The organism is Anaeromyxobacter sp. SG17 (assembly GCF_022690695.1).
Classification (GTDB): domain Bacteria; phylum Myxococcota; class Myxococcia; order Myxococcales; family Anaeromyxobacteraceae; genus Anaeromyxobacter; species Anaeromyxobacter soli.
Map to the genome: position 1 here is coordinate 1 of NZ_JALCYX010000045.1, position 23,940 is coordinate 23,940.

Annotated in this window: 23 protein-coding genes; 10 read left to right on the forward strand and 13 right to left on the reverse strand. The window is 74.7% G+C overall.

The features are described from left to right. The 5 genes from MNY60_RS15720 to cheB all read left to right on the forward strand — a co-directional run. A partial coding sequence (locus tag MNY60_RS15720; protein WP_242361109.1) for a tetratricopeptide repeat protein occupies nt 1-521 on the forward strand: 521 nt, incomplete at its 5' end. A 38-nt stretch (nt 522-559) separates the two neighbouring features. After that, entirely contained in the window at nt 560-1,078 is a 519-nt protein-coding gene (locus tag MNY60_RS15725; protein ID WP_242341539.1) for a chemotaxis protein CheW, read from the forward strand. Continuing rightward, nucleotides 1,075-2,709, forward strand: a complete 1,635-nt coding sequence (locus MNY60_RS15730; RefSeq protein WP_242341538.1) for a methyl-accepting chemotaxis protein — start codon at nt 1,075-1,077, stop codon at nt 2,707-2,709. Before MNY60_RS15725 ends, MNY60_RS15730 begins: the two co-directional genes overlap by 4 nt. A 3-nt stretch (nt 2,710-2,712) precedes the next feature. Beyond that, on the forward strand, nt 2,713-5,031 hold the full coding sequence (locus MNY60_RS15735; RefSeq protein WP_242361111.1) for a response regulator: 2,319 nt from the start codon (nt 2,713-2,715) through the stop codon (nt 5,029-5,031). Beyond that, the gene (cheB, locus tag MNY60_RS15740) at nt 5,028-6,044 is read left to right on the forward strand and encodes a chemotaxis-specific protein-glutamate methyltransferase CheB (protein ID WP_242339534.1); all 1,017 of its coding nucleotides are present in this window, start codon (nt 5,028-5,030) and stop codon (nt 6,042-6,044) included. The genes MNY60_RS15735 and cheB overlap by 4 nt, the downstream gene beginning before the upstream one ends. A 64-nt stretch (nt 6,045-6,108) precedes the next feature. Here cheB and MNY60_RS15745 read toward each other — a convergent pair whose 3' ends face one another. The 6 genes from MNY60_RS15745 to MNY60_RS15770 form a co-directional block, all read right to left on the reverse strand. After that, nucleotides 6,109-7,815, reverse strand: coding sequence for a 30S ribosomal protein S1 (locus MNY60_RS15745; RefSeq protein ID WP_242339532.1), 1,707 nt, complete (start codon nt 7,813-7,815; stop codon nt 6,109-6,111). A 208-nt stretch (nt 7,816-8,023) separates the two neighbouring features. Then, nucleotides 8,024-8,875, reverse strand: coding sequence for a 4-hydroxy-3-methylbut-2-enyl diphosphate reductase (gene ispH / locus MNY60_RS15750; RefSeq protein ID WP_242339530.1), 852 nt, complete (start codon nt 8,873-8,875; stop codon nt 8,024-8,026). Nucleotides 8,876-8,952: 77 nt separating this feature from the next. After that, nucleotides 8,953-9,732 carry an energy-coupling factor ABC transporter ATP-binding protein gene (locus MNY60_RS15755; protein ID WP_242339527.1) on the reverse strand — a complete coding sequence of 260 codons (780 nt, stop codon included), beginning with the start codon at nt 9,730-9,732 and terminating at the stop codon, nt 8,953-8,955. Next, nucleotides 9,732-10,298 (reverse strand): hypothetical protein, encoded by a 567-nt coding sequence (locus tag MNY60_RS15760; RefSeq protein WP_242355726.1) that lies wholly within the window; start codon nt 10,296-10,298, stop codon nt 9,732-9,734. Before MNY60_RS15760 ends, MNY60_RS15755 begins: the two co-directional genes overlap by 1 nt. Then, entirely contained in the window at nt 10,285-10,917 is a 633-nt protein-coding gene (locus MNY60_RS15765; RefSeq protein ID WP_242339523.1) for an energy-coupling factor ABC transporter permease, read from the reverse strand. The genes MNY60_RS15760 and MNY60_RS15765 overlap by 14 nt, the downstream gene beginning before the upstream one ends. Before the next feature lie 2 nt (nt 10,918-10,919). After that, a complete protein-coding gene (locus tag MNY60_RS15770) occupies nt 10,920-11,372 on the reverse strand; it encodes a DUF4198 domain-containing protein (protein ID WP_242361113.1) in 453 nt (150 codons plus the stop codon). Nucleotides 11,373-11,645: 273 nt separating this feature from the next. Here MNY60_RS15770 and MNY60_RS15775 point away from each other — a divergent pair, with 273 nt between their 5' ends. Beyond that, nucleotides 11,646-12,920, forward strand: a complete 1,275-nt coding sequence (locus MNY60_RS15775) for an alpha/beta hydrolase (RefSeq protein ID WP_242361115.1) — start codon at nt 11,646-11,648, stop codon at nt 12,918-12,920. Between the two features lie 8 nt (nt 12,921-12,928). Here the strand turns inward: MNY60_RS15775 and MNY60_RS15780 are convergent, their stop codons facing one another. Genes MNY60_RS15780 through asd form a run of 7 tightly spaced genes read right to left on the reverse strand, consistent with a single transcriptional unit; the run spans nt 12,929 to nt 19,530 of the window. Beyond that, nucleotides 12,929-13,636: a hypothetical protein gene (locus MNY60_RS15780; RefSeq protein ID WP_242339518.1), complete on the reverse strand. Its 708-nt coding sequence runs from the start codon at nt 13,634-13,636 to the stop codon at nt 12,929-12,931. Beyond that, a complete protein-coding gene (gene cmk / locus MNY60_RS15785; RefSeq protein ID WP_242339516.1) occupies nt 13,633-14,346 on the reverse strand; it encodes a (d)CMP kinase in 714 nt (237 codons plus the stop codon). The genes MNY60_RS15780 and cmk overlap by 4 nt, the downstream gene beginning before the upstream one ends. Beyond that, on the reverse strand, nt 14,343-15,437 hold the full coding sequence (gene hisC / locus MNY60_RS15790; RefSeq protein ID WP_242339514.1) for a histidinol-phosphate transaminase: 1,095 nt from the start codon (nt 15,435-15,437) through the stop codon (nt 14,343-14,345). Before hisC ends, cmk begins: the two co-directional genes overlap by 4 nt. A 48-nt stretch (nt 15,438-15,485) precedes the next feature. Continuing rightward, on the reverse strand, nt 15,486-16,454 hold the full coding sequence (locus MNY60_RS15795; RefSeq protein ID WP_242339512.1) for an acetyl-CoA carboxylase carboxyltransferase subunit alpha: 969 nt from the start codon (nt 16,452-16,454) through the stop codon (nt 15,486-15,488). 54 nt (nt 16,455-16,508) lie between these two features. Beyond that, a complete protein-coding gene (gene miaA, locus MNY60_RS15800; protein WP_242339538.1) occupies nt 16,509-17,408 on the reverse strand; it encodes a tRNA (adenosine(37)-N6)-dimethylallyltransferase MiaA in 900 nt (299 codons plus the stop codon). Further along, entirely contained in the window at nt 17,408-18,655 is a 1,248-nt protein-coding gene (gene hisS / locus MNY60_RS15805) for a histidine--tRNA ligase (protein WP_242339509.1), read from the reverse strand. The genes miaA and hisS overlap by 1 nt, the downstream gene beginning before the upstream one ends. A 26-nt stretch (nt 18,656-18,681) precedes the next feature. After that, nucleotides 18,682-19,530 carry an archaetidylserine decarboxylase gene (asd, locus tag MNY60_RS15810; protein WP_242361117.1) on the reverse strand — a complete coding sequence of 283 codons (849 nt, stop codon included), beginning with the start codon at nt 19,528-19,530 and terminating at the stop codon, nt 18,682-18,684. A gap of 112 nt (nt 19,531-19,642) precedes the next feature. On the opposite strand from asd, the gene hutU reads away from it, so the two are divergent. The 4 genes from hutU (at nt 19,643) to MNY60_RS15830 (ending at nt 23,839) form a co-directional block, all read left to right on the forward strand. Continuing rightward, nucleotides 19,643-21,283: a urocanate hydratase gene (gene hutU / locus MNY60_RS15815; protein WP_242339505.1), complete on the forward strand. Its 1,641-nt coding sequence runs from the start codon at nt 19,643-19,645 to the stop codon at nt 21,281-21,283. A 100-nt stretch (nt 21,284-21,383) separates the two neighbouring features. Continuing rightward, on the forward strand, nt 21,384-22,664 hold the full coding sequence (hutI, locus tag MNY60_RS15820) for an imidazolonepropionase (protein WP_242339503.1): 1,281 nt from the start codon (nt 21,384-21,386) through the stop codon (nt 22,662-22,664). 75 nt (nt 22,665-22,739) lie between these two features. After that, nucleotides 22,740-23,264 carry a metallophosphoesterase family protein gene (locus MNY60_RS15825; RefSeq protein WP_242339501.1) on the forward strand — a complete coding sequence of 175 codons (525 nt, stop codon included), beginning with the start codon at nt 22,740-22,742 and terminating at the stop codon, nt 23,262-23,264. Further along, nucleotides 23,261-23,839 carry a DUF99 family protein gene (locus tag MNY60_RS15830; protein ID WP_242339499.1) on the forward strand — a complete coding sequence of 193 codons (579 nt, stop codon included), beginning with the start codon at nt 23,261-23,263 and terminating at the stop codon, nt 23,837-23,839. Before MNY60_RS15825 ends, MNY60_RS15830 begins: the two co-directional genes overlap by 4 nt. The last annotated feature ends 101 nt before the right edge of the window (nt 23,840-23,940 follow it).

A 23,940-nucleotide genomic window follows, 5' to 3' on the forward strand; every position in this document is an offset into this window, starting at 1 on the left:
CCCGCGCGATCCGGACGGCCCCGACCCGCGCGGCGAGGACGGCCGCCGCGGAGCGCCCTCGCCGGCCCCCGCCCGAGCCCGGCCTCCCACCCGCGGTGCTCCCCGCCGATCCCGACCTCGCCGCCGCGCACCTGCTCGTCGACGCCGCGCGCCTGCCGGAGGCGCTCGCCGCGGTCGACGACGCCGTCCGCCGGCGGCCGCTCGATCCGGACGCGCACTTCGAGCGCTCCGTCGTGCTGACCGAGCTCGGCCGCCTCGAGGACGCCGAGGAAGCGTGCCGGCGCGCGCGGTACCTCGCCCGCGGGCAGCCGTTCGTCCACTTCTTCACCGCGCTCCTGCGCCTCCGCCGCGGCGACCTCCGCGGCGCCGCCGGTGCGTTCCGGACGGCGGCGGCGCTCGCGGCGCAGGTGCCGCCCGGGACGCCCCTGGCGCTGTCGCATGGGATGACCGCCGGTGCGCTGCGCGAGGCGGCGCGGTTCCACCTGTCGCGCCTCGTGGGGGATGGCCCCCCGCTCCCCTGACGCTACGTTGAACGTGGAGGGAGGAGGCGAGTCGACACGTGCCCCGGGACCGAACCGAGGAGGGCGAGGAGCGGCGCGCGGCCGGCGTGCTCGCGGAGCGCGCCCGCGCCCTCGCGGTGCCGCCTGCCCCTCCCCTGGCCGAAGGGGAGCGGCTCGACGTGGTGGCGTTCGAGGCAGGGCCCGAGCGCTACGCCGTGACCCTCGGCGCGGTGCTGCGCGTCGAGCGCGTCGGCGCGGTGGCGCGAGTGCCGGGGGCGGCCGCCGACGTCGTCGGCGTCATGTCCGTGGACGGGCGTCCCTGCCCGCTCGTGGACGCCCCCGCGCTCCTCGGCGGCGGCGCCGCCGCGGCGCCCCGGCGCTGGGCGATCGTGCTCGGCCGGCGCGCGCCGGAGCTCGCGCTCGCCGCGGACGTGATCGACGTCCTGCGCATCGCGCGCGCGGAGCTGCACGAGGCGGCGCCGCCGCTGCTCGGCACGACGGGAGCGGCGCGGGTGGTCCTCGACGGCGCCGCGCTCCTCGGCGACGCGCCGCCGGGCCCCGGAGGCGACGGCCCGTGACGCGCGACCTGCCCTTCCACCGCTCGCTCACGTTCCGGCTGTCGGGCCTCGGCCTCGTGCTCTTCCTCCTCGCCGCGTTCGCCCTGTGGAGCAGCGTCCAGATCGTCCGGCGCGTCGGGTCCGACGGCGCGCTCCTGCACGAGATGTCGAACGGCACGGTGCACTACGCGCAGCTCGTGGCCCTCGCCCACCTCCGCGCCGCGGCGCGCGCCGAGGACACGCCCGCGCTGCGCTCCCGCATCGAGGAGCGCGTCCAGGCGCTGGACAGGTGGTTCGAGGCGCTCCGCCGCGGGGACCGCGCCGCCGGGGTGGACGCCCTCGACGACCCCGGGCTGCTCGCCGCGCTCGACGCGCCCGAGCGGGCCTGGCGCGAGGGCGTCCGGCCCATCCTCCTGCGGCTCGCCTCGGGAGGCCCCGCCGCGCCCGGCGAGCTCGACGCGCTGGATCGGAGGACGCTCGACGCCGCCTCCGAGCTCGAGCGCTGGATGCGCTCGGCGCAGGGGCAGCTCGCGGGCTCGGTCGAGGCGCGCCAGCGCTGGGCGTTCCTCCTCTTCGCGCTCCTCCTCGCCGGGGTCGCCGCCACCGTGCTCGCGGCGCGGAGGGTGGCGCAGCGCATCGCGACGCTCTCCTCCGCGGCGCAGCGCGTGGCGGCGGGCGAGGAAGGCGTGGCGATCGCGGTGGGGGGCGGCGACGAGCTCTCTCTCCTCGGCCGGGCCTTCGAGGACATGACCCAGAAGCTGCGCCGCAACTTCGCGCTGGAGCGCGACGCGCGCGCGAAGCTCGAGGAGATGTTCCGCGCGGTCGGCGAGACCGCCGCGCGGCTCGCCACCGCGGCGAACGAGATCCTCGCCAGCACGGCGCAGCAGACCTCCGGCGCGCAGCAGCAGCTCGCGGCGGTCTCGGAGACGATGACCTCCCTCGACGAGGTCGCGCGCTCCTCGGAGCGGGCGGCCGACCGCGCCCGCGAGGCCGCCGACATCGCGCGCCACTCCGACGAGCTGTCTCGCACGGGCCACGGCGCGGTGGACGAGGCCGTGGACGTGATCGGCCGCGCGAAGGAGCAGGCCGACGGCGTGGCTCGGAGCATCCTGGAGCTGGCGGAGCAGGCCAACGCGGTCGGCGACATCACCGGCCTCATCGACGATCTGGCGGAGCAGACGAACGTGCTCGCGCTGAACGCGGCGATCGAGGCGACGCGCGCGGGCGAGCACGGCAAGGGGTTCTCGGTGGTGGCCGCCGAGGTGAAGTCGCTCGCCGAGCAGTCGCGGCGGGCGACCGCGGAGGCGCGCCAGGTGCTCGGGGACGTGCAGAAGCGCGCGAACCGCTCCGTGCTCTCCACCGAGGAGAGCACGCGGAGCCTCGAGGCGGCGGTGCGGGCCGCGCAGCACGCGGGCGCCGTGATCCGCGACCTCGCCGAGCTCGGCGCGCGGCTCTCGGGGGCGGTCCAGGAGATCGCGGACTCGACCGCGCAGCAGGCGACCGGGATCGGCCAGATCACGCAGGCGGTCCGCGACATCAGCAACGTCGCGAGCCAGTACGTCACGTCGACGAAGCAGTCGGAGCTCGCCGTCCGCGATCTCACCGCGCTCGGCGAGCGGCTCCGCCAGCTCCTCGTCACCACGTCGCGGTGACGCATGGACCGCGACGCCCTGCTCGAGTCGTTGCGCGGCGCGCTCGCGACCGACCTCGCGGAGCAGGTCCCCGTGCTCGAGGAGGGGCTCGTCGCGCTGGAGAAGGCGGAGCCCGGGCCGCCGCGCGACACCCTCCTCGCCGACGTGTTCCGCGCCGCGCACGGGCTCAAGGGGTCCGCCCGCGCCGCCGGCGCGGGCCCGATCGAGGCGACCTGCCACTCGATGGAGTCGCTGCTCGGCGCGGCGCGCGATCAGGGGCGCCCGCTCGGGCCGGAGGACTTCGCCGCGCTGCTCGCCGCGGTGGACGCGCTCGCCGAGGCCCAGAAGCGGCTCGCCGAGGCGCCGCTCACGGAGATCGAGGAGGCCCCGTTCGCCCGGGCGCGGGAGCTGCTGCGGGAGAGGACGGAGGGTGAGCCGAGCCCAGCCGCGATCGCGACCCCAGCCCCCACCCCGACCCCGAGCCCGAGCCCGACCCCGATCCCGACCCCGACCTCGACCTCGACGCCGGCTCCGTCGCCCCCGCCCTCCACCCCACCCACGACCGCTCCCGCGCCTCCCCCGCCCTCCGACGCCGCTCGGCCGCGCCGGGCCGGCTCCCTGCGCCTCGCCCCCGAGCGACTCGACGCCATCGCGGTCGCGGGCGGAGCGCTGCTCGATTCCGCCACCCAGGCCGAGGCGCGCGCGACGCGCGCGGACGAGCTCGCCCGGGAGGTGCGGAGGCTCCGCAGGGCCCTGCGCGCCGCCCGGCCGATCCTGGTGCGCGCGGCGGCCGTCCAGCGCGGGCGCGCCGCCGTGGAGGCCGCCGCGGCGCGCGCGGCCCTCGGCGTCGAGGACGAGCTCGGCCGGGTCGAGCGCGGGCTCGCGGCGCTGCGTGGCCAGCTCGCGGTCGAGGCCCGCGCGCTCGAGCGGCGCACGCGCCGTCTCGCCTCCGACGTGCGCGCGCTGCGGCTCCGACCGTGGGCGGACGCGACCGCCGGGCTCGAGCGCGCGGCGCGGGACGTCGCCGCCGCCCTCGGGCGCGAGGTGGAGCTCGCGGTCGGAGGAGAGGGGCTCGAGCTCGACCGCTCGGTCGTCGACGCGCTCCGTGAGCCGCTCGCCCAGCTCGTGCGAAACGCCGTGGACCACGGCATCGAGCCCGCCGAGGAGCGGCGCGCCGGCGGGAAGCCGGAGCGCGGGCGCATCGAGGTCGACGCGCGCATCGAGGGCGAGCGGGTGTTCGTGCGCGTCCGCGACGACGGCCGGGGGCTGGACCCGGAGCAGCTGCGCGACGAGGCTCGCCGCCGCGGCCTGCCCGTCCCCCCCGATCGCCGCCGGGCGCTCGAGCTCGTCTTCCTGCCCGGGCTGTCCACCGCCACCGCGGTGACGGAGCTCTCCGGCCGCGGGGTCGGCCTCGACGTCGTCGCGAGTGCCGTGCGCGCGATGCGCGGCTCGGTCGCGGTGACGTCAGCGCGCGGACGGGGGACCTGCTTCGAGCTCGCGGTGCCCACCACGCTCTACGGGCTGCGCGCGCTGCTCGCCCGCGACGCCGGCCAGAGCTTCGCGGTGCCGGCGCTGGACGTCGAGCGCGTGCTCCGGCTGCGCCCCGAGCTCCTCGCGACGAGCGGTGGGAGGACCGTGCTGCTCGCGGGCGAGCCGGTGCCCATCGCGCCGCTCGCCCACGCGCTGGGGCTCGCGTCGGGGCCGTGGCGCGCCGAGGACCGCCGCATGGCCGTGGTGATGGACGTGGCCGGGCAGCGCGCCGCGTTCGCGGTCGACGAGGTGCTCGCGGAGCGGGAGCTGTCGCTCGAGCCGCTCGGCGGGCGGCTCGCCGGGCTCCCCCTGGCGAGCGCGGTCGCGGCGCTGCCGGGTGGCGAGCTCGCGGTGGTCCTCGCGAGCCGCGAGCTCGTGGAGCGCTCCCACGCGGCCGCGGCGCTCGCGGCGGCGCCGGCCCGCGAGGCCGGGCCCGCGCGGCGGCGCGTCCTCCTCGCGGACGACGCCGCCACCACCCGCGCCCTCGCGCGGAGCATCCTCGAGGCCTCCGGGTACGACGTGACGACGGCGGCCGACGGAGAGCAGGCCTGGTCGCTCCTCCGGCAGCACGGGGCCGACGTCGTCGTGTCGGACGTGGAGATGCCCGGCATGAACGGCTTCGAGCTGACCCGGGCGATCCGGCAGAGCCCCCGGCTCGCCCGGGTCCCGGTCGTGCTGCTGACGGCCCTCGAGAGCGACGCCGACCGGCGGCGCGGCCTCGAGGCGGGCGCCGACGCATACCTCGTGAAGTCGACGTTCGACCAGCGCGTGCTCCTGGACACGCTCTCGGAGCTGCTCGAGGAGGTCCCATGATCCGGGTGGTGGTGGCGGACGACATGGAGGCGTCGCTCAGGCTCCTCGAGGCGATCTTCGCGCTCGAGCCGGGCTTCGAGATCGTCGGCCGGGCGCGGAACGGCGAGGAGGCCGTCGAGCTCACCCGGCGGCTGAAGCCGGACCTCGTCACGATGGACATCGAGATGCCGGTCATGAACGGCTTCGACGCGACGCTCCGGATCATGACCGAGCTCCCCACGCCGATCGTGGTCGTCTCGGGCCAGGACGTGAACTCCGTCGGGTTCGCGCTCAACGCGATGAAGGCCGGCGCGCTCGCGGTCGTGCCGAAGCCCCCCGCGCCCGGCGATCCCGACTTCGACGCGCAGGCGCGGCACCTCCTCACCATGGCCCGCGCGATGGCCGGGGTGAACCTCCTGCCGCGCGTCCAGTCCCCGCGGCCCGGCGCGGCCGCGCCCGAGGCGCGCCCGCAGCGCACGCGCGCGCGGGTGGTCGCCATCGCCGCGTCGACCGGCGGTCCGCCCGCGCTGTCGCGCATCCTCTCCGAGCTGCCGGCCGACTTCCGCGCGCCGCTCCTCGTCGTGCAGCACATCGCCGAGGGCTTCGCGGAGGGGCTCGCGAAGTGGCTCGGCGAGTCGTCTCCGCTCCGCGTGAAGGTCGGCGACGACGGCGAGCCGCTCGCGCCCGGGACGGTCTACCTCGCGCCGGATCGACGCCACCTCGGGGTGAAGGGCGACCGGATCGAGCTCTCCGACGCGCCGCCGATCGAGGGCTTCAAGCCCTCCGGGACCTACCTGTTCGAGTCGGTGGCGCGCTCGTTCGGCCCCGCCGCGCTCGGGCTCATCCTCACCGGCATGGGCCACGACGGCGTGAAGGGCCTCGCGACCCTCCATGCCGCGGGCGGCACCGTGGTCGCCCAGGACAAGGAGTCCTCGGTCATCTTCGGCATGAACGGCGAGGCCGTGCTGGGAGGCCTCACGGACGAGGTCCTCCCGCTCGACGCGCTCGCCTACCTGCTCATGCAGGCGGTGTAGGGGTAAAAAAAGAGAACGGCGCGTCCACGAGGACGCGCCGCTCTGGACTGCCACCGGAGCTCGACTACTTGCGGCGGTTGAACTTCTCCATCAGGTCGCCCAGCCGCGCGCGGCCGTCGCCCTGACGGCGCAGGTACTCGCGGTAGTCGTCCTCGCCGCCGTCGCGGTTGAGCTGCTTGATCGACAGCGCGACCTTGCGCTCGTGGAGGTCCATGTCGATGACCTTGACCTCGACCTCCTGGCCCTCGGTCACCACGTCGCGCGGGTTCTCGACGCGCTCGTCCTTCATCTCGGAGACGTGGACGAGGCCCTCGATGCCCGGCTCGATCTCGACGAACGCGCCGAAGTCGGTGACCTTCGTGACCTTGCCCTTCACGCGCGAGCCCACCGGGTGGCGCTCGGAGAGCGTCGTCCAGGGATCGACGTGGGCCTGCTTGATGCCGAGGCTGAAGCGCTCGTTCTCCACGTCGATGTTGAGCACCACCGCCTCGACCACGTCACCCTTCTTGAACTTGTCGCCCGGGTGCTTGATGCGCTCGGTCCACGAGATGTCGGACACGTGCACGAGGCCGTCGATCCCCTCCTCGACGCCGACGAACACGCCGAAGTCGGTGACGTTGCGGACCTCGCCGCGAATCGTAGTGCCGATGGGGTACTTGTCCTCGAGGAGCGTCCACGGGTTCGCCTCGATCTGCTTCATGCCGAGGCTGATCCGCTTCGCCTTCGGGTCGATGTCGAGCACGACCGCCTCGACCTGATCGCCCTGGTTGACGAGCTTCGAGGGGTGCTTCACGCGCTTCGTCCAGCTCATCTCGCTGACGTGGACGAGGCCCTCGACGCCCTGCTCGAGCTCGATGAACGCGCCGTAGTCGGTGAGCGAGACGACCTTGCCCTTGACGCGCGTGCCGACCGGATACTTCTCGTCGGCGCGGTGCCACGGGTCCTCCTGGATCTGCTTCAGGCCCAGGCTGACGCGCTCGGAGGCGGGGTCGAACTTGAGGACGACGACCCGGACCTCCTGGCCGACCTCGAACATCTCCGACGGGTGGCCGATGCGGCCCCAGCTCATGTCGGTGACGTGGAGGAGGCCGTCGATGCCGCCGAGGTCGATGAAGGCGCCGTAGTCGGTCAGGTTCTTCACCTGGCCCTTGAGGACCGCGCCCTCCTTCAGGTTCTTCAGGGTCTCCTTCTTGAGCTCCTCGCGCTCCTTCTCGAGGAGGACCCGGCGCGACAGGACGATGTTGCCGCGCTTCTTGTTGAACTTGATGACCTTGAACTTGAACTTCTCGCCGATCAGCTTGTCGAGGTTCCGGACCGGCCGGATGTCGACCTGCGAGCCGGGGAGGAACGCCTTCACGCCGATGTCGACGGAGAGGCCGCCCTTCACGCGTCCGACGATCACGCCCTCGACGAGCTCGTCGCGCTCGCACGCGGCGGAGATCTCGTCCCAGATGCGCATCTTGTCGGCCTTCTCCTTGGAGAGGACGACCATCCCGGTGTCGTTCTCCCGGGACTCGACGAGCACCTCGACCTTGTCGCCGACCTTGACGGCGGGCTCGCCGCCGGGCGCCGAGACGAACTCGGACATCGGCACCTGGCCCTCGGACTTGTAGCCGATGTCGATGACGGCATAGTCCTTCGAGAGCGCGATGACGGTGCCGGAAACGACCTTGCCCTCCTCGATGGGACCGGCCTGGGCCTCGCTCTGCGCGAAGAGCGTGGCGAAGTCCTCGGTCTCGATTTCGGGCGTACGGGGAGTCTGATTCTCCATTCGGAAAAGACCAACCTTTGTCGGGATCACGCCGGACCTGCGACTCTGGGTGAGCGGCTCAGGACCGCCCCGGCGTCAACCACAGCAAGCCCCCTGGTTCGTGTCGCGGCCGACGCCCCGGGGATCGAAGGCGCGCCGCGCGCCGGGAATACCCCGGCGTACATCGGGAATCTTGGAAGGCGCACGCTACACGCCCGAGATCACGGGGTCAAGGCGCGCCCTGCGGGCGGAGGGCGCGTAGCCAGCTCGCCACCCCCTCGACCACCCAGTCGGGCGTCGAGGCGCCGGCCGAGAGCCCGACCACCTGGCACCCGTCGAACCACTCCGGCCGGAGCTCGGCCTCGGTCTCCACGTGCCACGTGCGCGCCTGGATCTCGCGGCAGATCTCGGCGAGATGGCGCGTGTTCGCGCTGTTCTTGCCGCCGACGACCACCACCGCGTCCACCTCGCGGGCGAGCGAGCGGGCGTCCGCCTGCCGCTCCTCCGTGTCGTTGCAGATGGTGTTCACCGCCCGGACCTCCTTGTGCCGGAGGGCGAGCGCGCCCACGACCGCCTCGAAGTCCGCGCCGATGCAGGTGGTCTGCGCGATGACGGCGACCTTCTTCGCCGGGATCTCCGGGATGGGGCCGCCCGGCTTCACGACCGTGCAGGGGCCCTCGCTGAACGACACGACGCCCTTGATCTCGGCGTGGTTCGCGTCCCCGACGATGACGACGTGATACCCCTCGGCGCTGAGCTTCTGGGCCATCGCCTGCGGGTACTTCACGTAGGGGCAGGTGCCGTCCACGACCTCGAGCCCGCGCCCGTCCGCGCGCTCGAGCTCCTCCTTCACCGCGCCGTGCGTACGGACGACGACGGTGGTCCCGTCCGTCACCTCGCCGACGGCGTTGACGGTGCCGACGCCCTTCTCGCGGAAGCGCGCCACCGCCTGCGGGTTGTGGATGATGGGCCCGAGCGTCACGACGGGCCCGGAGGAGTGGTCGGCGACCTCCATCACCTTGTCGACGGTGCGGCGGACGCCCCAGCAGAAACCGGCGGTCTTGGCGATCTTCACTTCCACGCGGCGCTCTATATAACGCCCTCCTCCGCCGTGGCCAGCCTGCCGGGCCCCCGTCCCTCCCGGCACCGCCCCTCCCGCTACTCGGCGTCGTGGACGTGGAAATGCGCGTGCTCGGCGGAGCCGTGGCGGTGGGCGTGCCGGTGCGCCAGCCCGCTCCGCACGAGGAGCGCCTCGTCCCGGAGCAGCTCGGCCGGGGCGCCGTCGAAGAGGATCCCGCCGCCCGCCCGGTCGAGCAGGATCGCCCGGTCTCCCAGCTCCTCGACGACCGAGAGGTTGTGGGTCGTGGCGACGGTCGTCACGTCGAGCGCGGCGAGGAGCTCCACCACCCGCGCGGCGGCGGCGGGGTCGAGGTTCGCGGTGGCCTCGTCGAGGAGGAGCACCTTCGGATCGAGCGCGAGGACCGCGGCGAGCGCCACGCGCTTCTTCTCGCCGCCGGAGAGCTCGAACGGCGGGCGGTCCAGGAACGGCACGAGCTCGAGCGCCTCCGCCCAGCGGCGCACGCGCGCGTCCACGTCGAGGGCGCCGAGCTGGCGCGGACCGAACGCGAGCTCGTCCGCCACCGTGGGGTTGAACAGCATCGCGTCCACGTTCTGGAAGAGGAGCCCCACCTCGCTGCGGAACCGGCGCCGGAAGGTCGCGTCGTCGAGCGCCCGCGCCGTGAGCGGGATGCCGGCGTAGCGGAGCTCGCCCGCGGCGGGAAACGCGAGGCCGTCGAGCGCCCGGAGGAGCGTGGTCTTCCCGCAGCCGTTCACGCCGAGGAGGACGACCCGCTCGCCCGGCGCGACGGAGAGGGAGACGTCGCGGAGCACCGCCCGGCCGGAGAGCTCCAGGGTCACGTGGTCGAGCTGGAACGGCACTAGAACCCCCGGGAGCGCATGGCGTCGGAGACGTCGCGCGCGTTCTTCATGGAGAGCGTGAGGAGCGCGCCGGTGATCCCGCCCGCGCCCCGGACGACGTCGACCGGCCCGGGGCGGCGCAGCATGCGGCTCCTGAGGCCGAGGAGCGAGTCCGTCGCGAGCAGCCGGAGCGCGTGCACCTGCGCGAGCGTGAGGACGAGCAGCCGGCTCGCCGTCGGGAAGGGCGCGAGCGCGCGGAAGAGCTCGATCCGAGCGAGCGCGGAGAAGGTCACGAAGGCGATGAGCGCGGCGCGGAGCGCGAGCGCCACGAACGGCTCGGCGTCGGGCCAGCGGCCGGTGACGAGCCGGAGCCACCCCGCCGACGCGAGCGAGAGGAAGGCCGTGACCGGCACGACCGAGCGGAGGACGCGCCTCGCGGCGCGGAGCGCGCCCCGGCGGAGGAGCAGGAGCGCGAGGAGCGTCGCGAGCGACAGCCCGCGGAGGCCAGTCAGCGCCGACAGGCCGAAGACCGACGCCGCCCACAGGGCGAGGAGGAGCTGGCTGCGCCGCGGCTCAGAGCGCTTCACGGACCTTCGCCCTCCGCAGCACCGACAGTGCGAACAGCGTGTAGAGCCCCTCCGCGGGCCCGGTGACGGCGAGGCTCGGGATCATCATCGCCGCGAGCGTCACCGGCAGCGGGGTCGGGAAGTAGGCCGGCGAGAGCCGGTGCTGCAGCCCCAGGACGAGCGCCACCGCGAGGGTCGAGACCTGCACGGCGACCCAGGCGGCGACGAGCGCGGCGCCCCGCGGCGAGGCCCGCCGCAGCGCGAGGTGCACGAGCCAGCCGGCGAGCGGGCCGAGGAGCCCCATGGCGAGGGCGTTCACGCCGAGCACGGTGAAGCCGCCCGCGCCGAAGAAGAGCGCCTGCACGACGAGCACGAGCGACTCGCACACGAACGCGACGAGCGGGCCGTGCAGGATGGCGAGGAGCGTCACGCCCAGGAGGTGCGTGGAGGTGCCGCCCGGGAGCGGGATCATGATCGACTGGACGACGAACGCCACCGCGGTGAGCGCGCCGACCACAGGGAGCGAGTCCGCCGCGGAGCGGCCGAAGTGACGGCGCGCCGCCCACGCCCACAGCGGCGCCGAGACGGCCAGCGCGGGGAGCGTGAGCTGCGGGGAGACGAAGCCGTCGGGGACGTGCATCGCTAGCCGCTCGTGGATCTGCGCCGCGCGAGGAGGACGAGCGCGCCGAACACCGCCGCGATGACCGCCGCGCCGAGGAGCGGCCGCAGCACGAACGCCGCGCCGCCGCCCGCTCGCGCACCGCCCTGGGCGGCCGCCCCGGCCTGCGCGACCTCCACGGTCGTGTCGAGCCCGTGCCCGCCGGCCTCCACGACCTTCACGCGCCAGCGGCCGGGCGCGTCGGGGACGAACGCGAGCCAGCCTGCCCGATCCGTCCGGCCCGCCAGGTAGGCGGCTCCCGGCGTCGACGGCGAGAACACCTCGAACGGCGCGTCCGCGAGCGCCTCCCCGTCCGACTCGTACACCCGGACCGCTAGCGCTCGCCCCCGCTCGACGTCGTGGAGGACCTCGTGCGCCCGCGCGCCGGCGGGCACGAGCCCGGCGAGGAGGAGGAGGACGGTGAAGCTCGAGCGCATGCGGTGTGCCTCTCCCTGGAGGCGGAGCTGTTCGCACGAATTCGTGGTTCGTAATACCGAGCACCCAACCGGGCGTCAAGCGCGCGATCTGCCACGAGCTTCGGCCCTCCCATCTCCGAGCGCACGGCCTCGAGGGGACGTCCTGCTCGGCCGCGAACGAAGCGTCACGCGAGCCGGGCACGCCCCTCCTTGCGCTGACTCCTCGGGCCCGCGCGACGCCCTCCCCGGCTCCCCTATGCTGCGGGGACCTCGCGCCCTCCGGAGGCACTCCCCATGAAGCTCGTCGCCGCCGCCCTGCTCGCCGTCGCCTCCCACGCGCTCGCGCTCGCGCAGGATCTCCCCGTGCGCGTGGTGACGCTCAGGTCTCCGGCGCTCGGCGAGGAGCGCACCGTGTACATCCTGACGCCGCCGGGCTACGAGCGCGGCGAGCGCCGGTATCCCGTCGTCTACTTCACGGATGGTGAGCGCACGCTGCCGCTCCTCGCGACGACGGCCCGCTTCCTCGCGAGCGCCGGCCGCATGCCCGAGGTGCTCCTCGTGGGCCTCGCACACCCCGACCGCGTCCGCGACCTGACGCCGACGCATGGGAAGCTCGAGCAGGGCGGAGGCGAGGAGGTCTCGTACGAGACGAGCGGCGGCGGGGAGCGCTTCCTCGCCTTCCTCGCGCAGGACCTCGTGCCCTGGGTGGACCAGAGCTACCGGACCGAGCCCCTGCGGATCCTGGCGGGCCACTCGTTCGGCGGGCTCTTCGCGCTGCACGCGATGGCCGCGCGGCCCGGCGTGTTCCAGGCGGCCATCGCCGCGAGCCCGACGCTCGGCTGGGACCGCGACCTCGCGGCGAGGGAGGTGCGCGACGCGCTCGGGCGCAAGGACGGCCTCTCCGGGACCATCGTCCTCACGGTGGGCGACGAGGGCCGGCTCGCCGCCGCCCGCTTCCAGGAGCTGAAGGGGCTCCTCGCCCGCGGTGGCGCGGTCCACCTGCGGGCGCTCCACCTCGCGGGCGAGGATCACGTCACGACGCCCTTCGCGAGCTACTACGCCGGCCTCGAGGAGGTGTTCGACGGGTGGTCGATGCCGGTGTCCCCCGAGGCGACGGGGCCGCGCGGCGGCGCCGCGGCGGTCGAGGCCCACTACCGCGCGCTCTCGCAGCGGCTCGGGTTCGCGGTCCCGCCGCCGGAGCGCGCGCTCGCGCTCTCGGGCCTGCAGCTCCTCTCCGAGGGCGACCGTGACGGCGCGGTCCGCACGCTGCGCCGGACCGTCGAGCTCTACCCGTCCTCGCCCCGCGCGCGGCACGCGCTCGGCCTGGCGCTCGAGCGGAGCGGCGAGCTCGAGGGCGCGCGCGACGCGTACCGGCGTGCCTGGGAGGCGGCGAAGGCGGCGAGCGCCCGGGATGCGCCGGCGTACGAGGCGAGCTACCACCGCGCGAGCGGCGCGACCGGCACCGGCCGGCGATCGCCAGCGAGCGCAGGCGACGCGGACGTCCAGACGGAGTCCCGCGATCGCTACGGCGGGTACGACCGGGAGTCGCGGTTCGACGGTGGAGGCTAGCGAACCCCTCAGCCCTTCTCGCCCTTGTCGCCGACGAACCTGTCTCGGTCGTCGCGGAAGAGGACGTTGAAGGTCGTGAGGGAACCGTAGCAGCGCGTCACGTACTGCTGCAGCTCGATCTTCTCCGCGTCGGAGAGCTTGTCGTTCGCGTTGACCTTCTGCTCGAGCACGCGCAGCCGATCGCGGATCATCACGATCTTGTGGAACAGCGAGTCGAGGGGGATCTCCTTCGGCTGGGTCTGCCCGTCGCCCGGCTTGAGGACCACGGTGCCGCCCTCCCAGCGCGGCGCGAGCCGGACGTCGGCCCCCTCCTCGCGCAGCGCCTCGCGGATCGCCTCGGCGAACTCCTCGCGGGTCATGTCGGTCAGCTCCTCGGGCCAGGGGGACTGCGGCGCGGACTGCGGGAAAGGACGGTGGTGAGCGGCGGCGGGCGCGAGCGGCGCGCGCTCGAGCGGCGCGCCGGGATCCGCGCCGCGGTGGACGAGCGGGCTCGACGGGCGCGGCGCGCGCCGGCGGAGCTGCGTCGGGGGCGGCGCGGTCGGGATGGCGGCGTCGCGGGAGAGGTAGCGCTCGCAGGCCGGCGCGGTGCCCGGGAAGTCTCCGGTGCGGACGCCGAGGCGGCAGGGGCCGATGGGGCCGCGGGCGTCCTCGAGGATGGGCCGCCAGAGCCGGCAGCTCCCGCACTCCTTCGGCCCGTACCTGCGCTCCTCGCTCACGCTCTGCTCCGCCCCTCCGCCTGGAGCCGCTCCTCGACCGCGCGCACCAGCGCGTCCACCACCGCGTCGAGCGGCACGCCGCTCGTGTCCACCACCCGCGCGTCGTCCGCCGGCCGGAGCGGCGCGATGGCACGCTCCGAGTCGTTCTTGTCGCGCCGGAGCTGATCCGCCAGCACCTCGTCGTACGTCGACGGGTCGCCCTTCGCGCCGAGCTCGGCGTGGCGCCGGCGCGCGCGCTCCTCCGCGGAGGCGGTGAGGAAGAACTTCACGTCCGCGTCGGGGAACACGACCGTCCCGATGTCCCGCCCCTCGAGCACGGCGCCCCGGTTCTCCGGCGCGCAGGCGAGGCGGCGCTGCAGCTCGAGGAGCCCGGCCCGCACGACCGGGCGCGCCGAGACCGCGCTCGCGCCGATGGACATGGGCGGCGTGCGGATCTCGACCGAGACGTCGTCCGCGCCGAGCAGGACGCGCTGGCCGCCGCCCGGCGAGGGGGCGAAGTGGATCTCGAGCTCGGGCAGGAGCGCGCCGAGCGCCGCGTCGTCCTCGAACGCGATCCCCCGGCGCGCCGCGGCCAGCGCGACCGTGCGGTAGATCGCGCCGGTGTCGACCATCGCGAAGCCGAGGCGGGAGGCCACCCGCCGCGCCGCGGTGGACTTCCCCGCGCCCGCGGGGCCGTCGATCGCCACGATGAACGGCCGGCCGGCGGTCACGCTGCGAGGATCCTCCCGAGCGCCGCGAGGCAGCGCTCGTTCTCGCGCCGGAGCCCCACGGTGATCCGCAGCGCGCTCGGGAACCCGTAGCCCGCCACCGGGCGCGCGATCACGCCCTCGCGCAGCAGCGCCTCGAAGAGCTCCTTGCCCGTCCGGCCAGGGAAGTCGGCGAGGACGAAGTTGCCCTGGGAGGGGACGACGGTCGCGCCGAGCGCCGCGAGGCCGCTCGCGAGGAGCGGCCGCTCCTCGAGGACGAGCGCGCGGCTCTTCGCGACGTGCGCGGTGTCCTGGAGCGCCGCGGCGCCGGCCGCCTGGGCGACGAGGCTCGTGTTGAACGGGGGCCGCACGCGGTCGACGTACTCCACCACCTCCGGCCGCGCGAGCCCGTAGCCGAGACGCATGCCGGCGAGGCCGTAGATCTTGGAGAAGGTCCGGAGCACCACGACGTTCGGGTACTTCCGCCGGAGCGCGAGCGCGTCCTGGAACCCGGGCGCGTCCACGTACTCGACGTACGCCTCGTCGAGCACGACGAGGGTGTCCTTCGGCACCGCGTCGAGGAACGGGGTGAGCTCCGCCTCCGTGAACCAGGTGCCCGTCGGGTTGTCGGGATTCGCGAGGAAGACGAGCTTCGTGCGGCGGGAGAGGAGCTTGCGGAGCGCGTCGAGATCGTAGTGGAAGCGCGCCTTCATCGGCGCCTCGACGAGCGTGCGGCCGTGCTCGTGCGCGGCGAGCTTGTACGCGACGAAGCTCTGGGCGCTCGTCAGGACCTCCTCGCCGTCGAGCACGAACGACCGGACGAGCAGCTCGATGAGCTCGTTGGACCCGTTCCCGACCATCACCTCCTCGGGCGGGACGCCGAGCTTCGCGGCGAGCGCGTTGCGGAGGACGTACGCGGAGCCGTCCGGGTAGAGGTGCACCTTCGCGCACGCCTCCCGCGCCGCCGCCAGGGCGAGGGGCGAGGGGCCGAGCGCGTTCTCGTTGGAGGCGAGCTTGGCGACGTTCGATACGCCGTACTCCCGCTCGACCTCCTCGATGGGCTTCCCGGGGACGTACGGCGTCAGCGAGGCGACGTGGGGCGGGACGAGAGGCATGGGGCGACGGTTATACCCGACGGCCCCCGCGCTCGCGAAGGCCCCGCGCTACTCCTCGGTCGTGAACACGCCCATCGCCCGGAACTTCTTGTAGCGATCGACGACGAGCTGCTCGGGGGAGAGCTTCTCGAGCTCCGCGAGGTGGCGTCGGATCGCGCCGCGCACGTTCTCGGCGGCGAGGTCGTGATCGCGGTGCGCGCCGCCCTCGGGCTCGGGGATGATCTCGTCGGTGATGCCGAAGCCCGCGAGGTCCTTCGCGGTGAGCTTCAGCGCCTCCGCCGACTTCTTGCCCTGGGTGGAGTCGCGGTAGAGGATCGAGCTGCAGCTCTCGGGCGAGATGACGTTGTACCAGGCGTACTGCAGCATCAGGATCCGGTTCGTCACGCCGAGCCCGAGCGCGCCGCCGGACGCGCCCTCGCCGATGACCACCGAGATCGACGGGACCGAGAGCGACGACATCACCTCGAGGTTCGTCGCGATGGCCTCGGCCTGGCCGCGCTCCTCCGCGCCGATGCCGGGGTACGCGCCGGGCGTGTCGATGAAGATGATGACCGGGCGGCGGAAGCGCTCGGCGAGATCGAAGAGCCGGCGCGCCTTGCGGTAGCCCTCGGGGCGCGGCATCCCGAAGTTCCGCAGCATGTTCTCCTTCGTGCCGCGGCCCTTCTGGTGCCCCATCACGAGCACCGGCTCGCCGTCGAAGCGCGCGAACCCGGCCACGATGGCGCGATCCGCGGCGAAGCGGCGGTCGCCCTCGAGCTCGAAGAAGTCCGTGAACAGCCGGCCGAGGTAGTCGAGCGTGTACGGCCGGTTCGGATGGCGCGCGAGCTGGACGGTCTGCCACGGCGAGAGCTCGCTGAAGATCTCGGCCTGGAGCCGCTTCGCCTTCTTCTCGAGCTTCTGGATCTCGTCGGTGAAGTCGACGCGGGCGCCGCCGGACAGCTCCTTCAGCTCGGCGATCTTGGACTCGAGCGCGATGAGCGGGCGCTCGAAGTCGAGGGCATGGGCTGGCTTCGTCACGTCGCGCCTTATAGCACGAGGCGGCCGGAGCGCACGGTCGAGGCGCTGGACTTCTCAGCCGTTTTCGACGCGCCGCGCCAAGACCTCGACGTCCACCGGCGGCGCGATCCACTCGACGCCGCGCTCGCGCCGGAGCCAGATGACCTGCCGGCGCGCGTAGCGGCGGTGCGCCACCTGCACGCGCCGGATCGCCTCCGCGAGCTCGAGCTCCCCGCGCACGCACGCGACCGCCTCGGCGTAGCCGATGGGCAGCTTCGCGGGGAGCGCACCGCCGGTGCGCGCCACGAGCGCGCGCGCCTCGTCGAGGATCCCGCCGGCGAACATCTCCACCACGCGCGCGTCGATCCGCGCGTGGAGCGCCGCGCGCGGAGGGTCGAGCGCGAGGAGCCGCGCCGCGTAGCGGTCCGGCTGGAACGCGTGCTCGGCGTGGAGCTCCGACGGCCTCCGCCCAGCGGCGGCGATCTCGAGCGCGCGCACGATCCGCACGAGGTCGTTCGGGCGGATCCGCGCCGCCGACTCGGGGTCGATCGCGGCGAGCCGCGCGTGCAGCGCCGGGCGGCCGAGCCGCGCGGCCTCCTCCTCGAGGCGCGCGCGGAGCGCGGGATCGCGGCCGGGCGCCGCGACCACGCCGTGGAGCAGGGCGCGCACGTAGAGCCCGGTGCCGCCCGCGACGATGGGGAGCCGGCCGCGCGCGGCGACGTCCGCGATGGCGGCGTCGGCGAGCGCCGCGAAGCGGGCCGCGTCCATCCCCTCCCCCGGCTCCACCACGTCGAGCAGGTGGTGGGGCGCGGCGGCACGCTCGGTGGGTGAAGGCTTGGCGGTGCCGACGTCGAGCCCGCGGTAGACCTGCTGCGAGTCCGCGTTCACGATCTCGCCGCCGAGGCGGCGCGCGAGGGCGACGGCGAGCGCGGTCTTCCCCGACGCCGTCGGCCCCGCGATGACGAGGAGGCGGATCACCTCACCCGCGCGACGAGGTCCGCGAGCGCGACCGGCGTCTCCTCGCGCGTCGCGAGGTCCTTCAGCTTCGCCTGGCCGGTCTGGACCTCGTTGCCGCCGAGGACGAGCGCGTAGCGCGCGCCGACCCGCTCCGCCTGCTTGAACTGCGCCTTCATCTTGCCGCCGCGCGGGTCGAGCTCGCAGGCGATCCCGGCGCGGCGCAGCTCCGCGGCGCGCCGGAGCGCCTCGCGCGCGCCCGCCTCGTCGGCGCTGACGAAGAACACGACCGGCTTGCGCTCGGGCGCGGCGCGGCCGGCCTTCTCGAGGATCATCGCGAGCCGCTCCTGGCCGAGCGCGAAGCCGATGCCCGGCGTGGGCGGCCCGCCCAGGGTCTCCACGAGCCCGTCGTAGCGGCCGCCGCCCGCCACCGCGGACTGCGAGCCGAGGGCGTCGGAGGTGAACTCGTAGGCGGTGCGGACGTAGTAGTCGAGACCGCGCACGAGGCGCGTGTCCACGGTGTAGCGGACGCCGAGCGCGTCGAGGCCGCTCTTCACGGCCTCGAAGTGGGCGGCGCACTCGGGGCAGAGCCGCTCGAGGAGCCGCGGCGCCGCGGCGAGCACGGGCTGGCAGCTCTCGACCTTGCAGTCGAGGACGCGCAGCGGGTTCCGCTCCATGCGCTCGTTGCAGTCGGCGCAGAGCTCGCCCTTGTGCGACCCGAGGTACGCGCGGAGGTCCTGGAGGTACGCCGGGCGGCAGCTCCGGTCGCCGACCGAGTTGAGCTTCAGCTCGGCGCGGACCCCGAGGCGGGCGAGGAAGTCGTCGAGGAGCGCGATCTGCTCGGCGTCGAGGAACGGCTCGGCGATCCCGAAGGCCTCGCAGCCGATCTGGTGGAACTGGCGGTAGCGGCCCTTCTGCGGCCGCTCGCGGCGGAACATCGGGCCCACGTAGAACCACTTCTGCGGGCCCTCGACGAACGCGCCGTGCTCGATGAACGCCCGCACCGTGCCGGCGGTGCCCTCGGGGCGCAGGGCGAGCAGGTCCTCGCCCTTGTCCTCGAAGACGTACATCTCCTTCTTCACGATGTCGGTCGCCTCGCCGACGCCGCGCGCGAACAGCTGCGCCGGCTCGACCACGGGGGTCCGCACCTCGCGGTACCCGTAGAGCGCGAACACCTCGCGCGCGATCGCCTCCATCTCCTGCCAGCGTGCCGCCTGGCCGGGCAGGAGGTCGTTCATCCCCTTGACGCCGTTGATCTTCGTCGCCATCGCCGCGTCTCTCTACCAGAAAAGGCTCAAGGGGGCCCACCGATCGGCTCTCCCACGCGCACCCGCGCGCCGGGCACGAGGCGGGCGTCGAGGCGCACGCGCCCCGGCTCGAAGAGCAGGATGACGGTCGAGCCCATCTCGAACGCGCCGAGCTCACCGCCCTTCTCGGCGGGCAGCGGCGAGGCGTAGTCGCGCGCGGCGGCGGTCGCCGCCTTGAGGTTCGTCACCGGGACGGTGGGGTCGTAGTAGGCGCGGACCCGGCCGACGACCGTCGCGCCCACCGCGACGACCGCGCAGGCGCCGAGCGGCGTCTCGAGGATCGTGACGAGCCGCTCGTTCACGGTGAAGAGGCCCGGCACGCTCCGGACCGACGCGGGGTTCACGGGCCAGAGCTGGCCCGGCACGTAGCGCCAGCCGGTGATCCTGCCGCCGAGCGGGAAGTGGACGCGGTGGTAGTCGCGCGGCGACAGGTAGACGGTCGTGTAGGCGCCGCCCTGGAGCCGCCGCGCGAGCGCCTCGTCGCCGACGAGCGCGCCCACGGAGTAGTCGATCCCCTTCGCCTGGACGAGCCGCCCGTCCGCCGCGGTGCCGGCCTCGGAGACGGCCCCGTCCACGGGCGAGACGACGACCGTGTCGCCGGGCGCGATGGGGCGGAGCCCGGGCCGGAGCGGCCGCGCGAAGAACTCGCCGAAGGTCCCGTAGACCTGGAGCTCCGGGCACTCGGACAGATCGATGCCGTAGCGCGCGGCGAACGCCCGCATGGCGGCGAGCCGCACCGACGCGGGCGCGTTCCAGCGCGTGAGCGCGCCGGCGAGGCGCGAGACGGTGTTCTTCGGCAGGAGCTTCAGGGCGGAGATGAAGAGCTTTTCGTTCATGCGGGCGCGGCAGTGTAAACCAACGCTCGGCCCGGGAGATCGCCGCGGCGCCCCGTTTTTGGCGCTGCGGCCGGGCGGACGGTGGGTGAGGCTGCAGGCCCGGAGGTGCACGATGGAGGCGATCCGCGCGGCGCGGGGGACGGGACTCTCCTGCAAGGGCTGGGTGCAGGAGGCCGCCCTGCGCATGCTGATGAACAACCTCGATCCCGAGGTGGCCGAGCGGCCCGAGGACCTCGTCGTGTACGGGGGGACCGGCAAGGCCGCGCGCGACTGGGACAGCTACCGGCGGATCGTCGCGAGCCTGCGGACCCTCGGCGACGACGAGACGCTCCTCGTCCAGAGCGGCAAGCCCGTGGGCGTCCTCGGCACGCACCCCGACGCGCCGCGCGTGCTCATCGCCAACTCGAACCTCGTCCCGCGCTTCGCCACCTGGGAGCACTTCTGGGACCTCGAGAAGCGCGGCCTCATCATGTACGGCCAGATGACCGCGGGGTCCTGGATCTACATCGGGACGCAGGGGATCCTGCAGGGCACCTACGAGACGTTCGCGCAGGCCGGGCGGACGCACTTCGGCACGGACGATCTCGCCGGCCGGCTCGTCCTCTCCGGCGGCCTCGGCGGGATGGGCGGCGCGCAGCCACTCGCGGCGACCATGCTGGGGGCGGCGTTCCTGGGCGTGGACGTGGATCCCGCGCGGATCGAGAAGCGGCTCGAGACCGGCTACCTCGACGCGCGCTCCGGAGATCTCGACGACGCGCTCCGGCGGCTCGAGGAGGCGCGCCGCGCGCGCCGGCCGCTCTCCATCGGCCTCGTGGGGAACGCCGCGACGGTCTTCGCGGAGCTCGCCCGGCGCGGGATCGCCCCGGACCTCGTCACCGACCAGACCTCGGCGCACGACCCGTTGAACGGCTACGTGCCCGCGGACGTGCCGCTCGCCGACGCGCCGGCGCTCCGGCGCCGCGATCCGCAGGGCTACGTCCGTCGCGCCCAGGAGTCGATGGCGCGGCAGGTCGAGGCGATGCTCGCCATGCGCGCCGCCGGGAGCCACGTCTTCGACTACGGCAACAACCTCCGCGCCGGCGCGCGCGAGGCCGGGCTCGCGGAGGCGTTCTCCTACCCCGGCTTCGTCCCCGCCTACATCCGGCCGATGTTCTGCGAGGGCAAGGGGCCGTTCCGGTGGGTGGCGCTCTCGGGCGACCCGGCCGACATCGCCCGCACCGACGCCGCCGTCGCCGCGCTCTTCCCGGAGAACGAGGGCCTCCGCCGCTGGCTCGACCTCGCCGCCCGCAAGGTGAAGTTCCAGGGGCTCCCGGCGCGCATCTGCTGGCTCGGCTACGGCGAGCGGGATCGGGCGGGCCTCGCGTTCAACGACCTCGTCCGGCGCGGCGAGGTGAAGGCGCCGATCGTCATCGGCCGGGACCACCTCGACTGCGGCTCGGTCGCGTCGCCGAACCGCGAGACCGAGGCCATGAAGGATGGCTCCGACGCCATCGCCGACTGGCCGATCCTGAACGCGCTCGTGAACGCGGTGAACGGCGCCTCGTGGGTGAGCTTCCACCACGGCGGTGGGGTGGGGATCGGCTGGTCCCTGCACGCCGGTCAGGTGGTGGTCGCCGACGGCACGGAGGCGGCGGGGCGCCGGGTCGAGCGAGTGCTCCGCAGCGATCCGGCGATGGGCGTGCTGCGGCACGCGGATGCGGGGTATGAGGAGGCGAGGGAGGTGGCGAGAGTACGGGGGGTGAAGATCCCCTGAGGAGGATCGGGCGCTCGACCTCGCCCTCGCCCCCGACCTCGCCCCCGACCCCGACCCGACCGATACCCCGACCTCGACCCCGACCGCCCCGCCCCCGATCGTGCCCCCTCGCAAACCGCTCCGCCCGAAGGCCTCCCTCGTCCTCCGCAACGCGGTCGTCGCCACCTGCGACGCCGGCGCCTCCGATCCTGGCCTCATCCCGGGCGCGGCCGTGGCGGTGGACGATCGGCGCATCGCCTTCGTCGGCCCGGAGCACGGGCTCGAGGCCGCGGTGGACCTCGACGGTGCGGAGGTCATCGACGCCGCCGGGGGGCTCGTCACCCCGGGGCTCGTGGACGCGCACACGCACCTCGTCTTCGCGGGCGAGCGGGCGGGCGAGTTCGCGCTGCGCTGCTCGGGCAAGAGCTACCTCTCGGTCGCGCTCTCCGGCGGCGGCATCGCGGTGACGACGCGGGCGACGCGGGCCGCGTCCGACGCCACGCTGCTCGAGACCGCGGTGGCCCGCGCCCGGCGCCTCCTCGCCCAGGGCGTCACCACCGTCGAGGTGAAGAGCGGCTACGGGCTCTCCACGGAGGACGAGCTCAGGCTCCTGCGGATCATCCACGACCTCGCGCACGCGCTGTGGGCGGAGGTGACCATCGTCCCGACCCTCCTCGCCCACGCCGTCCCGCCCGAGCGCGCGGGCGACCGGGACGCGTTCGTGCGCGAGCTGTGCGAGGTGCTCGTGCCCCGGGCGGCGCGCGAGCGGCTCGCGGAGCACGTGGACGTCTTCGCGGAGGAGGGCGCGTTCACGCTCGACGAGGCCCGCCGCATCCTGGACGCGGGCGCGCGCCACGGGCTCGTGACGCACGTGCACGCCGATCAGCTCACCGCCTCGGGCGGCGCCAGGCTCGCGGCCGAGCTCGCCTGCGCGAGCGCGGATCACCTGGAGGAGATCGACGACGAGGGGATCGCCGCCCTCGCCCGCGCCGACGTCGTGGCCGGGCTCCTCCCGCTCTCCACGCTCTTCCTCGGCTCGAGCCGCTACGCGCCGGCGCGCAAGCTCCTCTCGGCCGGCGTGCGCGTCGCGCTCGCGACGAACCTCAACCCGGGCAGCGCCATGAGCGAGAACGTCGGGCTCGCGCTCTCGCTCGCGTGCCTGCAGCTCCGGCTCAGCCCGGCGGAGGCGCTCGTCGCCTTCACCGCCGGTGGAGCGCGGGCGCTCCGGCGTCCGGACGCGGGGCGGCTCCGGCCCGGCGGCGACGCCGACCTCGTGCTGTGGGGCTGCGGCTCGCCCGAGCACCTCGCCTGGCACATGGCGGTGAACCACGCGCTCGTCGTGGTGAAGCGCGGGCGGGTCGTCCACACCGCGGCGCCGGGCGCGGCGGTCGACTGTCGCTGAGGATCGCGTGACCGGGAGACGTTCCACGTCGACGAGGAGGCCACCGCCCGTGGTCGTGCCCGCCTAGAGGACCCCATGCGGATCGGCCTCGTCTCGGACACCCACGGCCTCGTCGACCCCCGCCTCGGCGACGTCCTCCACGGGGTCGAGCTCGTCCTGCACGCGGGTGACATCGTGAAGCCGCGGATCCTGGAGGTGCTCCGGGAGATCGCGCCGGTCAAGGCGGTGCGCGGGAACAACGACGAGGGGCTGCCCGCGCTCGGGCGCCTGCCGGAGACCGCGCTCGTCGAGGTGGGCGCGCTCACGCTGCTCCTCGTGCACGACCTCGGCGCGCGCGAGCGGCCGAAGCCTCCGGCGCGCCCGCTGCTCGTCCGCCACCGGCCGGAGCTCGTGGTCCACGGACACTCGCACCGGCCGGGCGTCGCGCGCGTGGGCGACACGCTGTTCGTGAACCCGGGCAGCGCGGGGCCGCGCCGCTTCTCGCTGCCCCGCACGGCGGCCCTGCTCGAGGTGCACGGCCGGAGGGTGAGCGTCACGTTCTTCGATCTCGCCGGCGACCCGCCCGCGCTCCTCGGCGAGCCGGTCGAGGCCGCCCTGTGAGGCGCTTCCCGCCGCCGGGCCGGACGCTCCGCGCCCTCGGCCTCGACGACGCGCCGTTCGTGCGCCGGCGGCGCGGCGACGTGGGGCTCGCGGGCGTCGTCTGCGCGGGGACGCGGTTCGAGGGGCTCGTCTGGGGCCGCGTGCGCCAGGACGGCTGGAACGCGACCGACGCCGTCGCCCGGCTGCTCGTGGGCGGGAAGTTCCTCCCCCAATTGCACCTCGTCCTCCTCGACGGCCTCGGCTTCGGGGGGCTGAACCTCGTGGACCTCGAGGCGCTCGCCGCGCGCCTCGACCGGCCGTGCGTCGCGGTCATGCGCCGCCCGCCGGACCTCCCCGCGATGGAGCGCGCCATTCGCGGGCTCCCGCGCCCCGGCCGCCGCCTCGCGCTCCTCGAGCGCGCGGGGCCGGTGCACCGGCTCGGCGGGTTCGTCTTCCAGGTGCGCGGCGCGGAGCCGGCGGCCACGGCCGAGGCCCTCGCGCGGCTGACGGACCGCGGCGCCGTCCCGGAGCCGCTCCGGCTCGCGCACCTCGTCGCCGCGGCGGTGCGGCAGGGCGAGAGCGGCCGGCGCGCCTGACGCCGCCGCGCGCCTGGACGAGCGAAAGCTCGGCGGGCCGGCGGTCGGCGCGGCGCGGCGCGGCGACCCATTGGCGCGCGCGCTCGCTCGCTGCTACGTTC